14 protein-coding genes, 1 tRNA gene, 1 other RNA gene and 2 pseudogenes are annotated in these 15,997 nt (G+C 72.2%); 10 read left to right on the top strand and 8 right to left on the bottom strand.

Features of this window, described 5'->3' with window-relative positions; genetic code table 11:
- Window positions 1-72: 72 nt before the first annotated feature.
- On the bottom strand, window positions 73-696 hold the full coding sequence (locus B207_RS0123500) for a DUF305 domain-containing protein (protein WP_018639051.1): 624 nt from the start codon (window positions 694-696) through the stop codon (window positions 73-75).
- A gap of 217 nt (window positions 697-913) precedes the next feature.
- Here B207_RS0123500 and B207_RS0123495 point away from each other — a divergent pair, with 217 nt between their 5' ends.
- Window positions 914-1,135 carry a hypothetical protein gene (locus B207_RS0123495; protein WP_018639050.1) on the top strand — a complete coding sequence of 74 codons (222 nt, stop codon included), beginning with the start codon at window positions 914-916 and terminating at the stop codon, window positions 1,133-1,135.
- Between the two features lie 313 nt (window positions 1,136-1,448).
- On the opposite strand, the pseudogene B207_RS43010 reads toward B207_RS0123495, so the two are convergent.
- Together B207_RS43010 and B207_RS43005 are read right to left on the bottom strand one after the other, a co-directional pair.
- A pseudogene (locus B207_RS43010) lies at window positions 1,449-1,754 on the bottom strand (ATPase P); the annotation flags it as partial.
- A 78-nt stretch (window positions 1,755-1,832) separates the two neighbouring features.
- Window positions 1,833-2,045 (bottom strand): annotated as a pseudogene (locus B207_RS43005) (cation transporter); the annotation flags it as partial.
- 404 nt (window positions 2,046-2,449) lie between these two features.
- On the opposite strand from B207_RS43005, the gene B207_RS0123480 reads away from it, so the two are divergent.
- From B207_RS0123480 to B207_RS0123450, 7 genes are all read left to right on the top strand, one after another.
- The gene (locus B207_RS0123480; RefSeq protein ID WP_026311369.1) at window positions 2,450-3,580 is read left to right on the top strand and encodes an urease accessory protein UreH domain-containing protein; all 1,131 of its coding nucleotides are present in this window, start codon (window positions 2,450-2,452) and stop codon (window positions 3,578-3,580) included.
- 110 nt (window positions 3,581-3,690) lie between these two features.
- The gene (locus B207_RS0123475) at window positions 3,691-3,912 is read left to right on the top strand and encodes a heavy-metal-associated domain-containing protein (protein WP_018639046.1); all 222 of its coding nucleotides are present in this window, start codon (window positions 3,691-3,693) and stop codon (window positions 3,910-3,912) included.
- Window positions 3,913-4,289: 377 nt separating this feature from the next.
- A complete protein-coding gene (locus B207_RS0123470) occupies window positions 4,290-4,970 on the top strand; it encodes a hypothetical protein (RefSeq protein ID WP_018639045.1) in 681 nt (226 codons plus the stop codon).
- A gap of 131 nt (window positions 4,971-5,101) precedes the next feature.
- Window positions 5,102-5,308: a heavy-metal-associated domain-containing protein gene (locus B207_RS0123465; protein WP_018639044.1), complete on the top strand. Its 207-nt coding sequence runs from the start codon at window positions 5,102-5,104 to the stop codon at window positions 5,306-5,308.
- A 66-nt stretch (window positions 5,309-5,374) separates the two neighbouring features.
- A complete protein-coding gene (locus B207_RS0123460; protein ID WP_018639043.1) occupies window positions 5,375-6,373 on the top strand; it encodes a hypothetical protein in 999 nt (332 codons plus the stop codon).
- Between the two features lie 24 nt (window positions 6,374-6,397).
- The gene (locus B207_RS0123455; protein WP_018639042.1) at window positions 6,398-8,791 is read left to right on the top strand and encodes a heavy metal translocating P-type ATPase; all 2,394 of its coding nucleotides are present in this window, start codon (window positions 6,398-6,400) and stop codon (window positions 8,789-8,791) included.
- A 152-nt stretch (window positions 8,792-8,943) separates the two neighbouring features.
- Entirely contained in the window at window positions 8,944-9,255 is a 312-nt protein-coding gene (locus tag B207_RS0123450) for an SHOCT domain-containing protein (protein WP_018639041.1), read from the top strand.
- Window positions 9,256-9,460: 205 nt separating this feature from the next.
- On the opposite strand, the gene B207_RS0123445 is transcribed toward B207_RS0123450, so the two are convergent.
- The 5 genes from B207_RS0123445 to B207_RS0123420 form a co-directional block, all read right to left on the bottom strand.
- Window positions 9,461-9,886 (bottom strand): PIN domain-containing protein, encoded by a 426-nt coding sequence (locus tag B207_RS0123445; RefSeq protein ID WP_018639040.1) that lies wholly within the window; start codon window positions 9,884-9,886, stop codon window positions 9,461-9,463.
- Entirely contained in the window at window positions 9,883-10,161 is a 279-nt protein-coding gene (locus B207_RS0123440) for a ribbon-helix-helix domain-containing protein (protein WP_018639039.1), read from the bottom strand. Before B207_RS0123440 ends, B207_RS0123445 begins: the two co-directional genes overlap by 4 nt.
- 457 nt (window positions 10,162-10,618) lie before the next feature.
- Window positions 10,619-10,852 carry a GNAT family N-acetyltransferase gene (locus B207_RS0123430; RefSeq protein ID WP_018639037.1) on the bottom strand — a complete coding sequence of 78 codons (234 nt, stop codon included), beginning with the start codon at window positions 10,850-10,852 and terminating at the stop codon, window positions 10,619-10,621.
- Window positions 10,853-10,965: 113 nt separating this feature from the next.
- Window positions 10,966-12,642 carry a GGDEF domain-containing protein gene (locus B207_RS0123425; protein WP_026311368.1) on the bottom strand — a complete coding sequence of 559 codons (1,677 nt, stop codon included), beginning with the start codon at window positions 12,640-12,642 and terminating at the stop codon, window positions 10,966-10,968.
- Window positions 12,643-13,022: 380 nt separating this feature from the next.
- Window positions 13,023-13,107, bottom strand: a tRNA-Ser gene (locus B207_RS0123420).
- Between the two features lie 116 nt (window positions 13,108-13,223).
- On the opposite strand from B207_RS0123420, the gene ffs reads away from it, so the two are divergent.
- Both ffs and B207_RS0123415 read left to right on the top strand, forming a co-directional pair.
- Window positions 13,224-13,320, top strand: an RNA gene (ffs, locus tag B207_RS37600) — signal recognition particle sRNA small type.
- Window positions 13,321-13,356: 36 nt separating this feature from the next.
- Window positions 13,357-15,942 carry a DNA polymerase III subunit gamma and tau gene (locus B207_RS0123415; protein ID WP_018639035.1) on the top strand — a complete coding sequence of 862 codons (2,586 nt, stop codon included), beginning with the start codon at window positions 13,357-13,359 and terminating at the stop codon, window positions 15,940-15,942.
- Window positions 15,943-15,997 lie beyond the last annotated feature (55 nt).

Here is a 15,997-nt window from a genome sequence, read left to right as displayed (position 1 = left end):
GAGTGTCGCACCTGGGACCCGAGGGGCCCTGGGGCGCGGGCCGTACGCCGGCGCCCCAGGGCCCTGCATCGGCTATCCGGTACCGAGCAGACCCTTCATGGTTTCGACTTCTGCGGCCTGGGTGGACTCGATCGCCCCTGCCAGGGCGACGGCGTCGGGGAACCGCCCGTCCCGCTGTTCGGTGCGTGCCATCGCGATCGCACCCCCGTGGTGCCGGATCATCATCTCCAGGAACATGCGGTCGAAGTCCTGACCGGACGCTCTCCGGAGAGCGGTCATGTCGTCCTCCGACATCATTCCCATGCCGTCGGTGCTGTGGCCGCCGCCGTGACCCCCGGCGCCGGGCATGGCGGTGGGTCGACCCCACGTCGCAAGCCAGCCGGTCATCGTCTCGATCTCCGGTGCCTGCGCGGTCCCGATCTGCTGGGCCAGCGTGAGCACCGCCGGGTCGGCAGCACGGCCGGGTGCCAGCTCCGCCATCTCCACAGCCTGCTGGTGGTGCGGGATCATCATCTGGGCGAACATCACGTCCGCGTTGTTGTAGTCGTCGGCGTTGACGGCGTCGTCGACGCCGCTGCTGCTTCCCGCCGTCGCGGACGAAGGCGCCGTCGGGGTGCCGTCGCCCCCACACGCCGTGAGCGTGGCCGTCAGGGCCAGTGCTACGGCGGCGAGTCCAGGGTGGTGTCTTCTTCGCACGAGTCGTCCTCGGTGTCGGGTTGCCAACGGAGCTGAGGCCGGAGCCGTCGAGCGCGCCGACAGGCGTGCGCGACGTCCGGCGCCGATCCGCTCACAGCCGCCACACGCAATGGACAGACAGGTCGGTCACGTGCCGAGGCGGCGGCGTCCGCGGTGGGTCTCCCCGCGCCCTGGTGAAGGCGGAGGCTCCGAAGGAGACGGAGGTGGCCGCCAGGCCATGCTGTTCGCCGCCCGGGGAAACCGGTTCGGGGTCGTCACGGAACACCGCCGAGCAGAGCGCGCCCTGGTGGCCGTGGTGTTCGGCCCCGGGCTCGTGCGAGTGGGACCAGTGGGGGTGAAGGTCGCGATCGGTTTTCTCGACGCAGGGCGGCGAAGCGCGCGTGTGCGCCGGCGCGGCCAGGCCGGCGTGCATCGCCAGCAGCCCGAGCAGGACGGCTGACACGAGTGTGAGCCGAGCCCAGAGCCCGCCGTGTCGTGCCGGTGCTTCGCAGCGCGTCACGTCACCTCTTCCCCGGCCGTCGCCCGCAGACTACTACCGCGGCTAGTTGTCGACGCCGCGACCGTTCGCCCATGGGTGCGTGCGAGGTGCCTCCCAGGAGGAGCCATCAGTCCTTCTCCCCTGGCGAGAATGCCCAGGGCTCCTTGGTCGCAGGGGCACGACAAGGCCACCGCGCAGCGACATTCCGGAGGACGACTACTACGCTGCATAGTGGATGTTCCGTTCGAGGGCTCGTCGGCCACCCGCCCTCGGCTCAGGCGAGATCGGCCGCTGCGACACCTTGCCGCCCGCCCGACGTCCTCGGCAGCTTCTGTCGTTTGAGCAGCAGGGCGTTCACGGCGACCAGGAGGCTGGACCCGGACATGGTCAGCGCGGCGATCTCGGGTCGTAGCGTGAGCCCGACGACGGGTTCGAAGGCACCTGCGGCGATCGGCAACGCGACCGTGTTGTAGCCGATGGCCCAGGCCAGGTTCTGGCGCATCTTGCGGACGGTGGCGCGGCCGACGAGCAGGGCGGCGGGAACGTCCAGCGGGTCGGAGCGCATGAGCACCACCTCCGCTTCCGGGGGCCGCCCCGGTTCGGCGAGGGGATCACAGATGTGCGCCGGAACGGACCGTCCGTCGCAGTGGTACCCGCAGTCGCGAATCCAGCCCGCCAGCTGCGCCGTCGAGGTCCGTTCCGGGTCGAACCGGACCAGCGCGGTCTGCGCCACCGGGTTCGCCGCCACCTCGACCACCCCTGGGCGCCGGCCCAGCATGGCCTCCACGCGCGCCTTCTCCGTCGCCCACCGCAGCCCGGAGACCTCCAGAACCACGGTCGACGTCCGGCCGTCGTCCACCCGTGAAGACATGACCGGCTCCTCCCGCGAACAACCGCGCCTGGCCCGCGACCTGGCCCGGAGACGGACCGAGAGCGACGAACCGCCGACCTTCACCATCTACTAACTTTCGTAGTAGATGGTGCGGGCCACTCGCCCCCTCGGGTCGTTGGACCGTACCTGTCCGCGCGACGAAGTTCCGCCGTCTCGGCGGCCGTGAACTGGATGGAGCGAGTGCTCCGGTCGCCGCCGCCCTGCGCCGCCAGCGGCACAGGGCACCGCCTCCGGTCACCGTCGACCCGTTTGTCTACTACATGCAGTAGTGGTTTAGCCTGGCCTTCGGCCACTCGCGCCGGGACCGCGTGCCGATCCTGCCCCCGGTCCCGGCGCTCCCTTCGACAGGCAGTCGGGCCCACGTCCGCCGTCGCGGAGGTTCGTTGAATCTCGCAACTGTTCTCGTGACCGGCCTCTTCGCGGGCGGGGTGTCCTGTGCCGCGGTACAGGGCGGGCTGCTGACCGGTCTGATCACCCGGCAACATGCCGCGGCGACGGGATCGGCGCGGCTGCCCGGCCGCCCGCCTGCACGAGGCCGCCACTCGGCCCGTGCCCAACGCGCACGGCCCCGTCCGGGGGCGTACTCGCCGCAGGCGGGAAGGGAACCGGACTGGCACACGCGGCTCGGCGACGACCTCGCGCCGGTCGGGGGGTTCCTGGCCGGCAAGCTGGTCTCGCACGTGCTGCTCGGGGCTTTGCTGGGAGCGGCCGGCAGCGTGGTGGAGCTCTCGGTCGACGCGCGCACCTGGCTGCAGATCGGCGCCGGCCTGCTGATCGTGCTGTTCGGTCTCGCCCAGCTGGGCGTACCCGGATTCCGCCGCGTCGTCGTCGAACCGCCCGCGTCGTGGACGAAGATCGTCCGCAGGCGCGCCCGCTCGCAGGCCGCCCTGGCACCGGCGCTGCTCGGCCTGGCCACCGTGCTCATCCCGTGCGGCGTGACGCTGTCGGTGGAGGCGCTGGCACTCGCGTCCGGGTCCGCGCTGGCGGGCGCGGCCACGATGGGGGTGTTCGTCCTCGGCACCGGCCCGCTGTTCGCCGTCCTCGGCTACGCCGCCCGCAGGGCCGCGACCGCATGGCGCAGCCGGCTGGCCGTGGTCACCGGGCTGGTCGTGCTGGCGATGGGGCTCTACACCCTCAACGGCGGCCTGCAGCTCGCCGGCTCGCCCCTGGCCGCCGGCCGGCTCGCCGAATCCCTCGGTCTCGCCCGGCCGCCGGCGGCCGACACGGCAGCAGCCTCGACCACCGAGGGCCGCCAGACCGTGGAGATCACCGCGCGCGCCGACTCCTACAGCCCGGGCAACGTCCAGGTGCGGGCCGGCGTGCCCACCACGCTGATCGTGCACTCGGACGACGTGCGGGGCTGCATCCAGTCCTTCGTCATCCCCGACCGCGACGTCGAGGAGATCCTGCCGGCCCAGGGCGACACGACGATCGACCTGGGCGTCCTGGAGCCCGGCCGGCTGCGCTACGCGTGCGGCATGGGCATGTACACCGGCCTCATCACCGTCGTCTGACCACACCATCACCGTCGTCTGACCACACCATCACCGTCGTCCGACCACGTCCGCGTCCCGCCGTCCGACCGCGTCCGCTTCGATCGAACAAGGAGAACGGAGTACCCACGGTGCCCGTCACCACACACACGTTCCGCGTCGAGGGAATGCACTGCGGCAGCTGCTCGCTGCTCATCGACGACGCGCTGGAGGACCTGCCAGGCGTGCGCAGCACCCGGACCACGCTCAGGCAGGGGCGCACCACGGTCGAGCTCGACCTCAGCCAGAACAGGCCGCAGGACGTGGTCAGGGTGATCGAAGATCTCGGCTACCGGGCCGCGCCGCTGCCGTGACGGATTTGACGGGCGGAACGGACCTGACGGATCTGACGGACCTGAGCAACGGACACACGAGCCGGCGGCACGCCGCCGCGGACGAAGCTCCGGGTGGACGACACCACGGGCGTTCGGCCGGGGAGTGGCCCATCGACACGGCACCGCCCACCGGCCCGTACGACTACCGCGCCGTCCCGCCTGACCACATGAGACGGGCCGTGGACGGTGCACCCACCGCACCACTTGTGATCCGCCGGCCGGGGCGCCACGCCGCCCGCAACGCGACCCCGACCAGGAGGCCACCCCGCCGGCCGGGGACGGCCTCCGAGCGGCCTGGTTCCGAGCGGCCTGGTTCGGATACCCGGTACGGGTACGAGCGAGCCGCTCCTCGGATCATGACCGACCTCGGGGCAGGCAGGATCACGGCGTCGTTCGCCTCGCTCGGCGCCGCCGCCACCCATCTCGCCGTCGCGCCGAGCCACTTCGGGGACTGGCCGCTGTCAGGGGTGTTCTTCTTCGCGACCGCGATCTTCCAGGTGGGCTGGGCCCTCGCCGTGATGCGGACGGCCAGCCTGCCGACGATGGCGGCGGGCCTACTGGTCAACACCGGGTCGATCCTGTTGTGGGCGGTCAGCCGGACCTCCGGGCTGCCCGTCGGCCCCCACTCCGGCCTGCCCGAACAGGTCGACAGAGTCGACCTCACCACGGTCGCGTTCGAGGCAGCGGTCTGCGTCCTCGTGCTGTGGAGCCTGTGGTCCCGGCACACGCGCGGGTTCCGCTCCTCGTTCAGCGCGGCCGTCGTGATCGGTGCCGCCGGCGCCGGGGTCACCGGTCTCGCGCTGCCCGCCGTGGAACTCGCCGGTTCGCACAGCCATGGCCACGGCCACGAGGTGACAGAGGAGTCCGTCCCGCATCCCCACAGTGATGGCGAGGAGCATCCGGCGACACCCGCCGGCGGCGAGGGCGGGGTGACTCCCACACCGCCGGTGGCGGGTGAGAGCCGCGAGCCGGAGCAGCAGCCCCAGCCCACGTCGGGCCACGCCCATTCTCCGGGCACCGCACCTCACGACGACTGAGTCCGAGTTCCCACTCTTCCCCGGCCCCCACCCTTCCCCTGGATACCCCCCGGGGGTATGGTTTGAATGCGTCGGGGTTCCGGCGCATCGCCCCAGCCCCTGAAGCGTCCAGCCTTGGGAGAGGACCTCTGATGAGCGAGATCACTTACACGGTCACGGGCATGACCTGCGCCCACTGCGTCGCCTCGGTCACCGAGGAACTCGGCGAGATCGCCGGCGTCACCGACGTGGCCGTGGACCTGGGCTCCGGCGCGGTCACCGTGACCAGCGGCCAGGAGCTCGATCCGGCCAAGGTGCGCACCGCGGTCGAGGAGGCCGGCTACCAGCTCGTCGGCTGAGGCCGGCGCCCCTGCGGGACGCGGCCCACGGCCAGGCCCCGCGAGAGGGGAGAGAAGGGAACGCGAATGAACACGATCACGAGACTGTCCGCCTTCGGCGCAGCGCTCGCCCTGGTCATCGGCGGCGCCTACGGCGTCGGCGCGGCGGTCGGTCCGTTGGACGCGGTCACCGCCAGCCCGGAGCACAGCTCCGACACCGGCGGCACCGGCCACGGGGACGGCCACGGCGGCACCGCCCCGGATGACGCCTCGGACAACGACCCGGACAACGACCCGGACCTGCCGGGCGGGTTGGCGTCGAGCCTGAGCGGCTACACCTTCACGCCCACCGTGTCGACCTTGTCACTGGATGACACGGACGACTTCACGTTCCGGATCACCGGGCCCGGCGGGGAAACCGTCACCGCCTTCGACGTCGAGCACGACAGGCGGATGCACCTGATCGTGGTGCGCCGTGACGGCAGCGCGTTCCAGCACCTCCATCCGACGATGGCGCCCGACGGGACCTGGTCCGTTCCCCTGCCGGTGCGCACAGCCGGTTCCTACCGGGCGTTCGCGGACTTCACCCCCACCGGCGCCGCGGCCACCACCCTGGGCGTCGACCTGACCGCCCCGGGCCTGTTCGAGCCGATCACCCACCTGCCGACACGCAGCGCTTCGGTGGACGGCTACGAGGTGACTCTCGCCGGTGACCTGGTCGGCGGGCAGGCGTCGCCGCTCACCCTGACGGTTCGCAGGGACGGACGGCCGGTGACGGACCTGGAGCCCTACCTCGGCGCCCACGGGCACCTGGTGGCGCTGCGTGAGGGCGACCTGGCCTACCTGCACGTACATCCAGACGGTGAGGAAACGTCGGCCGGCCCGGACATCCCGTTCGTGGCCGATGTGCCGACCGAAGGCCGCTACCGGCTGTTCCTCGACTTCCGGCACGACGGAGTCGTCCGCACAGCGGAGTTCACGGTGCCCACCGGACCGGCCGTGCCGGACGCCGCCACCGCATCGCCCACGACATCGCCCACGGCATCGCCCGCGGCGGGGCACGCCGACGACGGCCATGGACACTGATCGCGAGAGGAGACATCGACCGGCATGAGCGCCACCGCCACAACCACAACCACAACCACAACCGACACCACCACCACGGCGCACGCCACCGACGCCCCGGTCACCGAGATCGAGCTCGCGATCGGCGGGATGACCTGTGCCTCCTGCGCCAACCGGATCGAACGCAGGCTGAACAAGCTCGACGGCGTCACCGCCACCGTCAACTACGCCACTGAGAAGGCCCGGGTGAGCGCCCCCGAGGGCGTCGACCCGGCCGTGCTGGTCGCCCAGGTGCAGGCAGCCGGCTACACCGCCGAACTGCCCCGACCACCGGCCGCGGGCCTGGAATCGGCAGCGGCAGCGGGTGTGGCGGGCTCCGAACCCGATCCGGCTCGACCACTGCGCCACCGCCTGGTCACCAGCATCGTGCTCGCGGTTCCGGTCATCGTGCTGGCGATGGTCCCAGCGCTGCAGTTCACGAACTGGCAGTGGTTCTCGCTCGCCCTGGCGAGCCCCGTCGTGACCTGGGCCGCCTGGCCCTTCCACCGCGCCGCCTGGACGAACCTGCGACACGGCGCCGCGACGATGGACACGCTGATCTCGATCGGGGTCGGTGCGGCGTTCGGCTGGTCGTTGTACGCGCTGCAGTTCGGCACAGCCGGGACGCCGGGGATGACGCACCCGTTCGAGCTGACGATCGCCCGCGGCGACGGCACCGGCAACATCTACCTGGAAGTCGCGGCCGGAGTCACCACCTTCATCCTCGCCGGCCGCTACTTCGAGGCGCGGGCCAGGCGGCAGGCCGGCGCCGCGCTGCGCGCGCTGCTCGAGCTCGGTGCCAAGGACGTGGCGGTCCTGCGGGACGGCACGGAGGTCCGGCTCCCGATCGGGCAGCTGGCCGTCGGCGAGCGGTTCGTCGTCCGGCCCGGCGAGCGGATCGCCACCGACGGTGTGGTCGACGAAGGCTCCTCGGCCGTCGACGCCTCGATGCTGACCGGCGAGTCCGTCCCCGTGGAGGTCGCCCCGGGCGACTCCGTCACCGGAGCGACGGTGAACGCCGGCGGGCGACTGGTCGTACGCGCCACCCGGGTCGGCGCCGACACCCAGCTGGCCCAGATGGCCCGGCTCGTCGAGGACGCCCAGAACGGCAAGGCCGCCGCGCAGCGGCTCGCCGACCGGATCTCCGGCGTGTTCGTGCCGGTCGTCATCACCCTGGCCGCGGCCACCCTGGCCTTCTGGCTCGGCGCGGGCGCCGGCCCGGCCGCCGCGTTCACCGCCGCGGTCGCCGTGCTGATCATCGCCTGCCCGTGTGCCCTCGGGCTGGCCACCCCGACGGCGCTGCTGGTCGGAACAGGCCGGGGAGCGCAGCTCGGCATCCTCATCAAGGGCCCCGAAGTACTCGAATCCACCCGACGCGTCGACACGATCGTGCTCGACAAGACCGGCACCGTCACCACGGGACGCATGAACCTGGTCGAGATCCACGTCGCCGCCGGCGTCGACGAGACCGAGATGCTGCGGCTCGCCGGAGCGTTGGAGAACGCGTCCGAACACCCGATCGCCGCCGCGGTCGCCCGCGGCGCCCGCGAACGGGTCGGCGACCTGCCCGACGTCGAGCAGTTCAGCAACCTCGAAGGACTCGGTGTCCAGGGGGTCGTCGACGGGCACGCCGTCCTCATCGGGCGGGCGGCTCTCCTGGAGAAGTGGAGCCAGCCGCTGCCGCCCGACCTCACCACGGCCAGGACCACCGCCGAGGCGGCCGGCCGCACCGCCGTCGGCGTCGCCTGGGACGGGAAGGCCCGCGCCGTCCTCGTCGTCGCGGACGTCGTGAAACCCACCTCGGCCCAGGCCGTCGCCCAGCTCCGCCGGCTGGGGCTCACCCCCGTGCTGCTCACCGGCGACAACACGGCCGTCGCCCGCACGGTCGCGGCAGAGGTCGGCATCGAGACCGGCCCGGGCACCCTCATCGCGGAGGTGCTGCCGGCCGACAAGGTCGACGTGGTCAGGCGCCTGCAGGCCGAGGGCAAGGTCGTCGCGATGGTCGGCGACGGCGTCAACGACGCCCCCGCCCTCGCCCAGGCCGACCTCGGCCTCGCCATGGGCACCGGCACCGACGTCGCCATCGAGGCCAGCGATCTCACTCTCGTCCGCGGCGACCTGCGGGCCGCTGTCGACGCGATCCGGCTCTCCCGCCGCACCCTGGCGACCATCAAGGGCAACCTGTTCTGGGCATTCGCCTACAACCTCGCGGCGCTGCCCCTGGCCGCGGCAGGCCTGCTCAACCCGATGATCGCCGGTGCCTCCATGGCGTTCAGCTCGGTGTTCGTCGTCGCCAACAGCCTGCGCCTGCGCCGCTTCACCGCACAGGTCGACGCCCCGGCCACCACGGCAGCGCCCATCTCCCCATCCCGCCGAGACACCCCGAAGATATCCAGCTGAAGCCCCCACGGTCCGGGTCCGGACCGCCCGGTGGCCGCGGGTCGTCCAGCACCTGCGCTCTCGCGCGAGTCGCCGCACCCTGGAGGTGGGAGGGAGTGCGGAGCGGGATCCGATTCGGGCCGTCCGTCCACTCACTCCGGAAGGTGGCAGTGATGATGTACTGGCATGACGGCCACGGCATGAACGGCTGGGGCTGGTTCGCCATGTCCCTGGGCATGCTGCTGTTCTGGGCTGTGCTCATCATCGGGGCGGTGCTGGTGGTACGGGCACTGGCCCACGCCGGCGACCGCGCTCGTCCCCCGGTGCGGCCACCCGCCGGGCCTGCGGAAACCGGGGGACCCACCGGGCTGTCCCCCGAGCAGGTCCTGGCCGACCGCTTCGCCCGCGGTGAGATCGACGAACAGGAGTACCGCGCCCGCCTCGCCACCCTCCGCGAGACGGCCGACCACCCCGTCAAACGCTGACGACCAACCGAGGCGCTGACCGGCTGCGGCACGCCCACCCACTTCCAGCGCGGCCACGGCCACCCCTCCCTTCCCGAGCATCGCCACCATCCTGCGGGCGTCGTGCTGGCGTCGGTCTGGCCTGCGGCGGAGCGGGTGATGGTGGGGTTCCGGACGGTGCTGGACGTGGGTGCATGAGACCAGCACTGAGACCACCGCGGGCCGGTCACACCTTCTTGACGACGATCGTGTCCGGAACCAGCTTCTCCAGGTCGTCGACGTCCGACGTGAAGACGGTGACCTGTCCCCTCTGCTGTCGCGCGATGACGGCGAGCACGGCATCGATCGCGTACTTGTGGCCGTGCAACCTGGCGTTGGCCAGAAGTCGGCGCGCCTGGCGGGCCTCGTCCTTCCCGATGTCGACGACCTGAAGCCGGGACAGTACCCAGTCCCAGCGCTGTTCGGTCGTTCTGCCGTCGTACGCCTCGACCAGTGTCATCGGAGAGGTCACCACCTCGGCCTCCCCTCGCGCCGCGAGGTCGAGCCAGGCGATCATCTTCCGATCGCCGCGTACCGCGAGGGACAGTGCTTCACAGTCCAGTACGAAGACACGGAGCGGGCGCTGCCCGTACTCACCGGTCCGCTCCTTCACGCCGCCTCTCCGGCGTTGTTCTGCCCGGCGGCACGGCGCCGCTCATGTTCGGCGTCGAGATCCTCCAACTCGTCGAGCGCCGCCGCACGCTCGTCCTCGGCGACGGGGCCGTGTTCTTCCTGCAGCCAGTCGACCAGTTCGAGGAGCCGGTCCCGGTCGCGCTTGAAGCGCAGCGCGTCAGCGACGTACGCCGACAGGCCCCGCTCTGCCGCCTCCGCGCGGATCTCGTCCAGGAGATCCTCGGGAATCGTCACCGTGATCTTCTTCGTTGCCATACAAGAGACCATACTCTTGGTGTCATACTCCTTACCAATGGTCGCAGGACCGACGATGCGGCGACCAGACGGCCGTGGCGGGGCGTGGGCTGCCGTGGAGGACCTGGCTGGTCCGCCAGGAGCGGTGGGCGCCTCGGCACTTGGATGGTCCGCCGCAGTGATTGCCCAGGTCATGGGCGTCGTCAGCCTGGTCATGGTTGGTCGCGGCCTGGGCGGTGTGGCCGAGCCCGCCGATCGCCTCAAGGCCCTTCGAGGCCGATGACTGCCCCGAAGGGATCGACGACCTGGCAGATTCGCCGCCCCTCCGCGACCGTGAGCGGCCCGCGGTGGTGGAGGCAGCCGGCGTCGAGGAGCTGTCCGCGGACGGCATCCAGGTCGGCGACCGCCCAGTACACGACGGGCGACCCGCCGCGTGGGTTCCGGTCGTCCCGAGCGGGTCTCCCAGTGCCTGAGGATGTCAGCGGCCAGCACCTTCGTACCCGCGCAGGGCCCAGCGCCCGGTCTGAAACGCGGTCTGCGACCAGGCGGCGGCCTCCATCTTCGGCTGGGGAGTGTGGTCGGCCATCCCTTCCCCGGTCACGATCTCCAGGTAGGCAGGGACGTCGTCCGCACGCCAGCCGCGCAGCACCAGCCGCGGCGTCAGCACGGTCGGAACACCGTGGGTGTCTGGCTGGCCGAACACGATGGTCATCCGCTGCTCCCTGCTGGCAGTGCCCGCCTGTGGGCCCGGGATGCGGCGTCCGCGGCCTGCTCCGGATCTGGCCGCGACCGGCGTAGCAGCGCCTGCGCCAGCGCGTTGGCTGTCTATGACTGCCCAGGGCGGCCGGGGCGGTGGGTGGGGGTGGGTATCTCGGGTTCGTAGATGACGAGTCCGCCGGCTTGTTCCCGTTTGGCGGCGTACATGGCCAGGTCGGCCTGGTGGATCAGGATGTCGGGAGTGGCGGGTCGGTGGGCGGCGCTGTCGAGGGTGACCAGGCCGAGACTGGCATGGGGGGTGTAGGGCCGCCCCGCCAGCAGGCAGGGGGCCTGGATGGCGGTGGCGAGCCGTTCGCCGATACGGCGGGGGTCGTCGGGGCCGCCGCCGTCGAGGATGACGCCGAACTCGTCGCCGCCGAGGCGGGCGACGGTGTCGATGGCGCGGGTTTCCGCGCGTAGCCGGTCGGCGCTGATCTGGAGGAGTTCGTCACCGATGGCGTGGCCGAAGGCGTCGTTGACCCGTTTGAAGCCGTCGAGGTCCAGGAACAGGACAGACACCGTGCCGTCGGCGGGAGCGTTGGTGGCGTCGCTGTCGGTGCCCTGGGTGAGGGCTCGTTGCAGCCGGCGGGTGAACAGTGCCCGGTTCGCCAGGCCGGTCAGCGGGTCGTGGAACGCCTGGTGGTGCAGTTGCCGTTCGCGTTCCCGGATCTCGGCGAGCAGCCGGGTGTTCTCGGCGAGGGTGACCATCTGCCGGAGCAGGGCGAGCACCAGCAGTGTGATCATCCCGTAGGTCTCGAACCAGTCGAGGCGGGCACCGGTGGCCAGCTTGCCCAGGATCAGCAGGCCCGCGGCGGTGAGCGCGGCGTAGGGCAGCGCGGCGTGTGCCCACATCACCCGCGGGCTGGGCGGGGCGGGGCCCTCGGAGGGCGTGCGGGTCGGGACCGGGACGAACGCGGCAAGGAAGATCAGCAGGAAGGCGAAAGCGAACCCGATCAGGCCCCAGGGCGGCAGGTGGAACCCGTGCTCCGCGGCGACGTAGGAAATGATGTTGGTGGTGAGTCCGTAGGCCAGCAGGCCAGTGCCCAGCAGTGCCAGTGTCGCGGGGGCGCGGGGTCGGCGGAAGCTGGCGATCAGCACGACGGCGGTGGCGAGGATCAGGCCGGCACCCTGGTGGGTCAGGGCGAGCCGGAACGGTCTGATGTCGGGGCCCGTCTGGACGACCGCGGAGAGCACCGTCCCCCACTGCAACAGGACGAGCGAGCCCGCGATCAGCAGGCAGTCCAGCAGAGTGATCGCATACCAGCGGTAGACGCCGCGCCGCCGCCCGCCAGCACTCCCGCCCCGGTCATCCACCGGGTCGGTGGGCACGGACAGCAGCCCGGCAAGGGCCACCCCGTAGAGGGAGAGGAAGACGGCGTACCCCGGGGACATGCCTTGCCTGTGGGGCAGGTCTCCGGCCAGCAACGTCGGTACGATCGCGAGGCTGGCGAGCATCGCTCCGGTGGCGGTGAGACCGACGAGCACCCGCCAGCGGCGCTCCGCCCCGCCCACCCACCGGGCGGTCCAGAAACAGGCGGCCGCGGCGGCGAACTGGGCGGCGACGGAGACGAGGTCCGTGGCGACACGGGCGGAGCGCAGGTCCAGCAGCACCGCGAAAGCAACATCCAGCCCCAGCAGCGTCAGGGCGACGGCGACGGCAGACCTCAAAGCCCGTGGCCGGCAACCCGCGCCGCCCGGGCGCCACAGGCCGTGTACAGCGACGACACCCCTACGGAGTCCGGACATCGCTCACATCCCCCCAATGGAAGCGTATCGCAATCATTTGGATTCGGATAGCGACGACCCGGTGGGGGCATCCGAGCAGAAGGGCTCCGTCGGAAGGTCGATCTGGATTCGGCCACGCTCATCCCACGGCAGCCGGTGCCGTCGAGCTGGTCGTCGGGGTGCGCTACCGGGACCCGGTGGGGGCGGGGACGCTCTACACGCATCTGTTGCGCTCGGCGGGCCAGAAAGCGGCCGAGACGGTCGCAGCTGCGGTACCGCGTGCGACACGACGTCCGCACCATGTCCTCAGCAGGACGGGGGAGGCGTCGAGCGAGAACGGGGCCGACACGTTGCGCCTGGTCAAGAGCCTGAGCAGGCCAGCGGACCCAAGAAGATCACGGCGGAGGATGAGAGATTCGAACTCTCGAGGGGTTGCCCCCAACACGCTTTCCAAGCGTGCGCCCTAGGCCACTAGGCGAATCCTCCGTGGGGGAGCCTATCCGACGGTGGCGCGGAGCGGGGCGCCGGGGGGCGCGAACGAGGTCACAGGCGGCCGCCGGACCCCCGCCACCATGATCGCCGGTGGACCGCTAGACTGCCCAGCAGACCCCTCGTGCGGCGCTACCCTCGTGAACTCCCCCAGGGCCGGAAGGCAGCAAGGGTAAGCGGGCTCTGGCGGGTGTGCGGGGGGTCCTCCTCGTTCGGGCGAGCCTTGCGAGCATCCGGAGCAGACGAGTGAGCACTGCGCTGTACAACAGGTACCGGCCCGCCACCTTCGCCCAGGTGGTCGGCCAGGAGCACGTCACCGACGCACTCGGGCACGCGCTGCGGAGCGGGCGGCTGCACCACGCCTACCTGTTCAGCGGCCCCCGAGGCTGCGGGAAGACCTCCTCGGCCCGGATTCTGGCGGCGTCGCTGAACTGTGAGAAGGGCCCGACGCCGGAGCCCTGCGGGGTGTGTGACCAGTGCGTCTCGATCCGCACCGGTTCGTCGATGGACGTCACCGAGATCGACGCCGCCTCGCACGGTCTCGTCGATGATGCGCGTGACCTGCGGGAACGCGCCTTCTTCGCACCGGCCTCGGCACGGTTCAAGGTCTTCGTGGTCGACGAGGCGCACATGGTCACCGCGGCGGCGTTCAACGCGCTGCTGAAGGTGGTCGAGGAGCCGCCGCCATACCTGAAGTTCGTCTTCGCCACCACCGAGCCGGACAAGGTGATCGCCACCATCCGGTCCCGGACGCATCACTACGCCTTCCGGCTGGTGCCTCCCGGTGTCCTTCGCAATCACCTGGAGTCGATCTGCGAGCAGGAGGGTGTCGTCGTCGACCCGGCGGTGCTCCCGCTGGTGGTGCGGGCGGGAGCGGGCTCCGTCCGGGATTCGCTGTCCGTCCTCGACCAGCTGCTGGCCGGCGCCGGAGAGGGCGGTCTCAGCTACGAGCGCGCGGTGGCGCTGCTGGGCATGACCGACGGGATCCTGCTCGACGAGACCGTGGACGCCCTGGCCGAGCGCGACGGCGCCGCACTGTTCACTGTGGTCGACCGGGTGGTCTCGTCCGGCCATGATCCGCGACGGTTCGCGACGGACCTGCTCGACCGGCTCCGTGATCTCATCGTGGTCGCCGCGGTGCCCGACGCCGCCGAGCGCGGTCTGCTGGAGTCGTTCTCCAGCGACCAGGTCGACCGGATGCGCGCCCAGGCGGGCCGCATCGGGCCGGTGGAGCTCTCCCGCACGGCCGACGTCCTGCACACCGGCCTCGTCGAGATGCGCGGAACGGCGAGCCCCCGGCTGCTGCTCGAACTGATCCTGGCCCGCGCGCTGCTCCCCGGCGCCGCGGCGGACCCGGCGGCGCTTGCCGTTCGGCTCGAACGGCTCGAGCGTCGTCCCGCGCCCGCCCCCGCCGGTGCGGCGGCGCCGGCAGGCCCGGCGGGCGTCGACGGCGCCCGGGAGTACGCAGGCGGCCCCCACTCCCCTGGCGCTGCCGACGGGGCGCCGGTGCCCGCGCGGGCCGCCTACGTGCCGCAGGGCCAGCCCTCCGCGCCCGCGCCCCTGCCGGCCGCGGGCGGGCCGCCCTCCCAGCCGGTGGCGTCCATGGCTCCGCGGGGTCGCGGGCCGGTGCCCGCGGCGGGTGTCGGCGGTCTCGACGCAGCGGGGCTCGCCGCGGTGTGGGAGGAGGTGCTCGCGTTCGCCGGCCGGCGCAGCCGCCGCACCCACGCGATCCTCAAGGACTACGCGTCGGTCACCGAGGTCCGCGGCGACGAGGTCGTCATCGCGTTCTCCGCGCCGGCGATGGCCAAGATGTTCGGTCAGGGAAACAACATCGAGATCCTGGCCGCCGCGATCGCGGACAGGTTCGGTGGGTCGTGGCGGATCACGATCGGCGGTGGCGGTCCCGGGCCGTCGGGAGGGCGTCCGCAGCCGCCTCCCGGTGGGGCCGGCGGCACCGGGCGGCCGGCCGCCGGCGGACCCGGCCGCAGCTCCGGGCCGGACTTTCACGGCGGCCCCGGCGGGCAGGGCGCACCTGCGCCGGTCGAGTACGGGAACGGAAACGGAAACGGGTCGGGCCCTGGCTACATGTCGCAGATGGCGGCGGTCGGGCAGCCCGGCGGCGGGTCACCCGGCGGCCCCTACAACGGCGCGGTATCCAGCCCTGCCGTCCCCGTCCCCGTCCCCGTTCCGGGGAACGGGGACGGCCCGGGTGGGCCGACGAACGGCGTCGGTTCCGCGAGCGGGTGGTCCGGGCCTGTCACCGACCAGGCCGGGGGCGGAGGCGGGCCGCGGGCGCACACGGCGATGCCCCCCACACCCACCGTCGCTGACACCTCCGCCGCGGTAGGCGTGCCCGGCACCGGTGGTGTTCAGACAGCCGGGCCGCGCACCGTCGTGAGAGCCGGTGCCGTGGTGACCGCGGGTGGCCCGCCGGCACCAGGCCCCGGGATGGGCCAGGTACCAGGGCAGGGCGCGGCGCCGGAAGCCGGGCCAGGGCCGATGCAGGAAGCCGGGGTCCGCCCGGGCGGTGGCGGTGGCGGCGGCGGTGCCGCGGCGGCCCGGGCGGCGGTGATGACCGCCAGGGCCGGGCAGGGCACACCTGGCCGCGGGCCTGGCTCCGCGACGGCGAGCGCGGCGACCGGCGTGGGTCACCGGGTGGCGGGCGGAGCAACGGTGGCCGGCGCCGTCGGCGACACCCCGGTGGTGGATGAGGTCTCCCTCGACGACGAGGACGCACCCACCCACCTCGGTGGCGCCCGAGGCGGCGAGGAGGCCGCGATGGCCCTGCTCCGCACGAGCCTCGGTGCCACGGTGATCGAGCAGGCGGGCTGACCGGCCGAATCCGGGCATCGGCTGCCCTCGGATCTCCATCCGGGGCCACGTAGGC

It is taken from the genome of Parafrankia elaeagni, assembly GCF_000374165.1.
In the GTDB taxonomy this organism is placed as follows: Bacteria; Actinomycetota; Actinomycetes; order Frankiales; family Frankiaceae; genus Parafrankia; species Parafrankia elaeagni.
This window is presented reverse-complemented; position numbering and strand designations above follow the sequence as displayed.

Bases quoted from the DNA above. Each gene is read 5' to 3' on its own strand.
- B207_RS0123440 (WP_018639039.1), bottom strand. From the start codon at position 10,161: ATGGCAACGAAGAAGATCACGGTGACGATTCCCGAGGATCTCCTGGAC.
- B207_RS0123450 (WP_018639041.1), top strand. From the start codon at position 8,944: ATGATGTACTGGCATGACGGCCACGGCATGAACGGCTGGGGCTGGTTC.
- B207_RS0123425 (WP_026311368.1), bottom strand. From the start codon at position 12,642: ATGTCCGGACTCCGTAGGGGTGTCGTCGCTGTACACGGCCTGTGGCGC.
- B207_RS0123455 (WP_018639042.1), top strand. From the start codon at position 6,398: ATGAGCGCCACCGCCACAACCACAACCACAACCACAACCGACACCACC.
- B207_RS0123470 (WP_018639045.1), top strand. From the start codon at position 4,290: ATGACCGACCTCGGGGCAGGCAGGATCACGGCGTCGTTCGCCTCGCTC.
- B207_RS0123460 (WP_018639043.1), top strand. From the start codon at position 5,375: ATGAACACGATCACGAGACTGTCCGCCTTCGGCGCAGCGCTCGCCCTG.
- B207_RS0123430 (WP_018639037.1), bottom strand. From the start codon at position 10,852: ATGACCATCGTGTTCGGCCAGCCAGACACCCACGGTGTTCCGACCGTG.
- B207_RS0123495 (WP_018639050.1), top strand. From the start codon at position 914: ATGCTGTTCGCCGCCCGGGGAAACCGGTTCGGGGTCGTCACGGAACAC.
- B207_RS0123465 (WP_018639044.1), top strand. From the start codon at position 5,102: ATGAGCGAGATCACTTACACGGTCACGGGCATGACCTGCGCCCACTGC.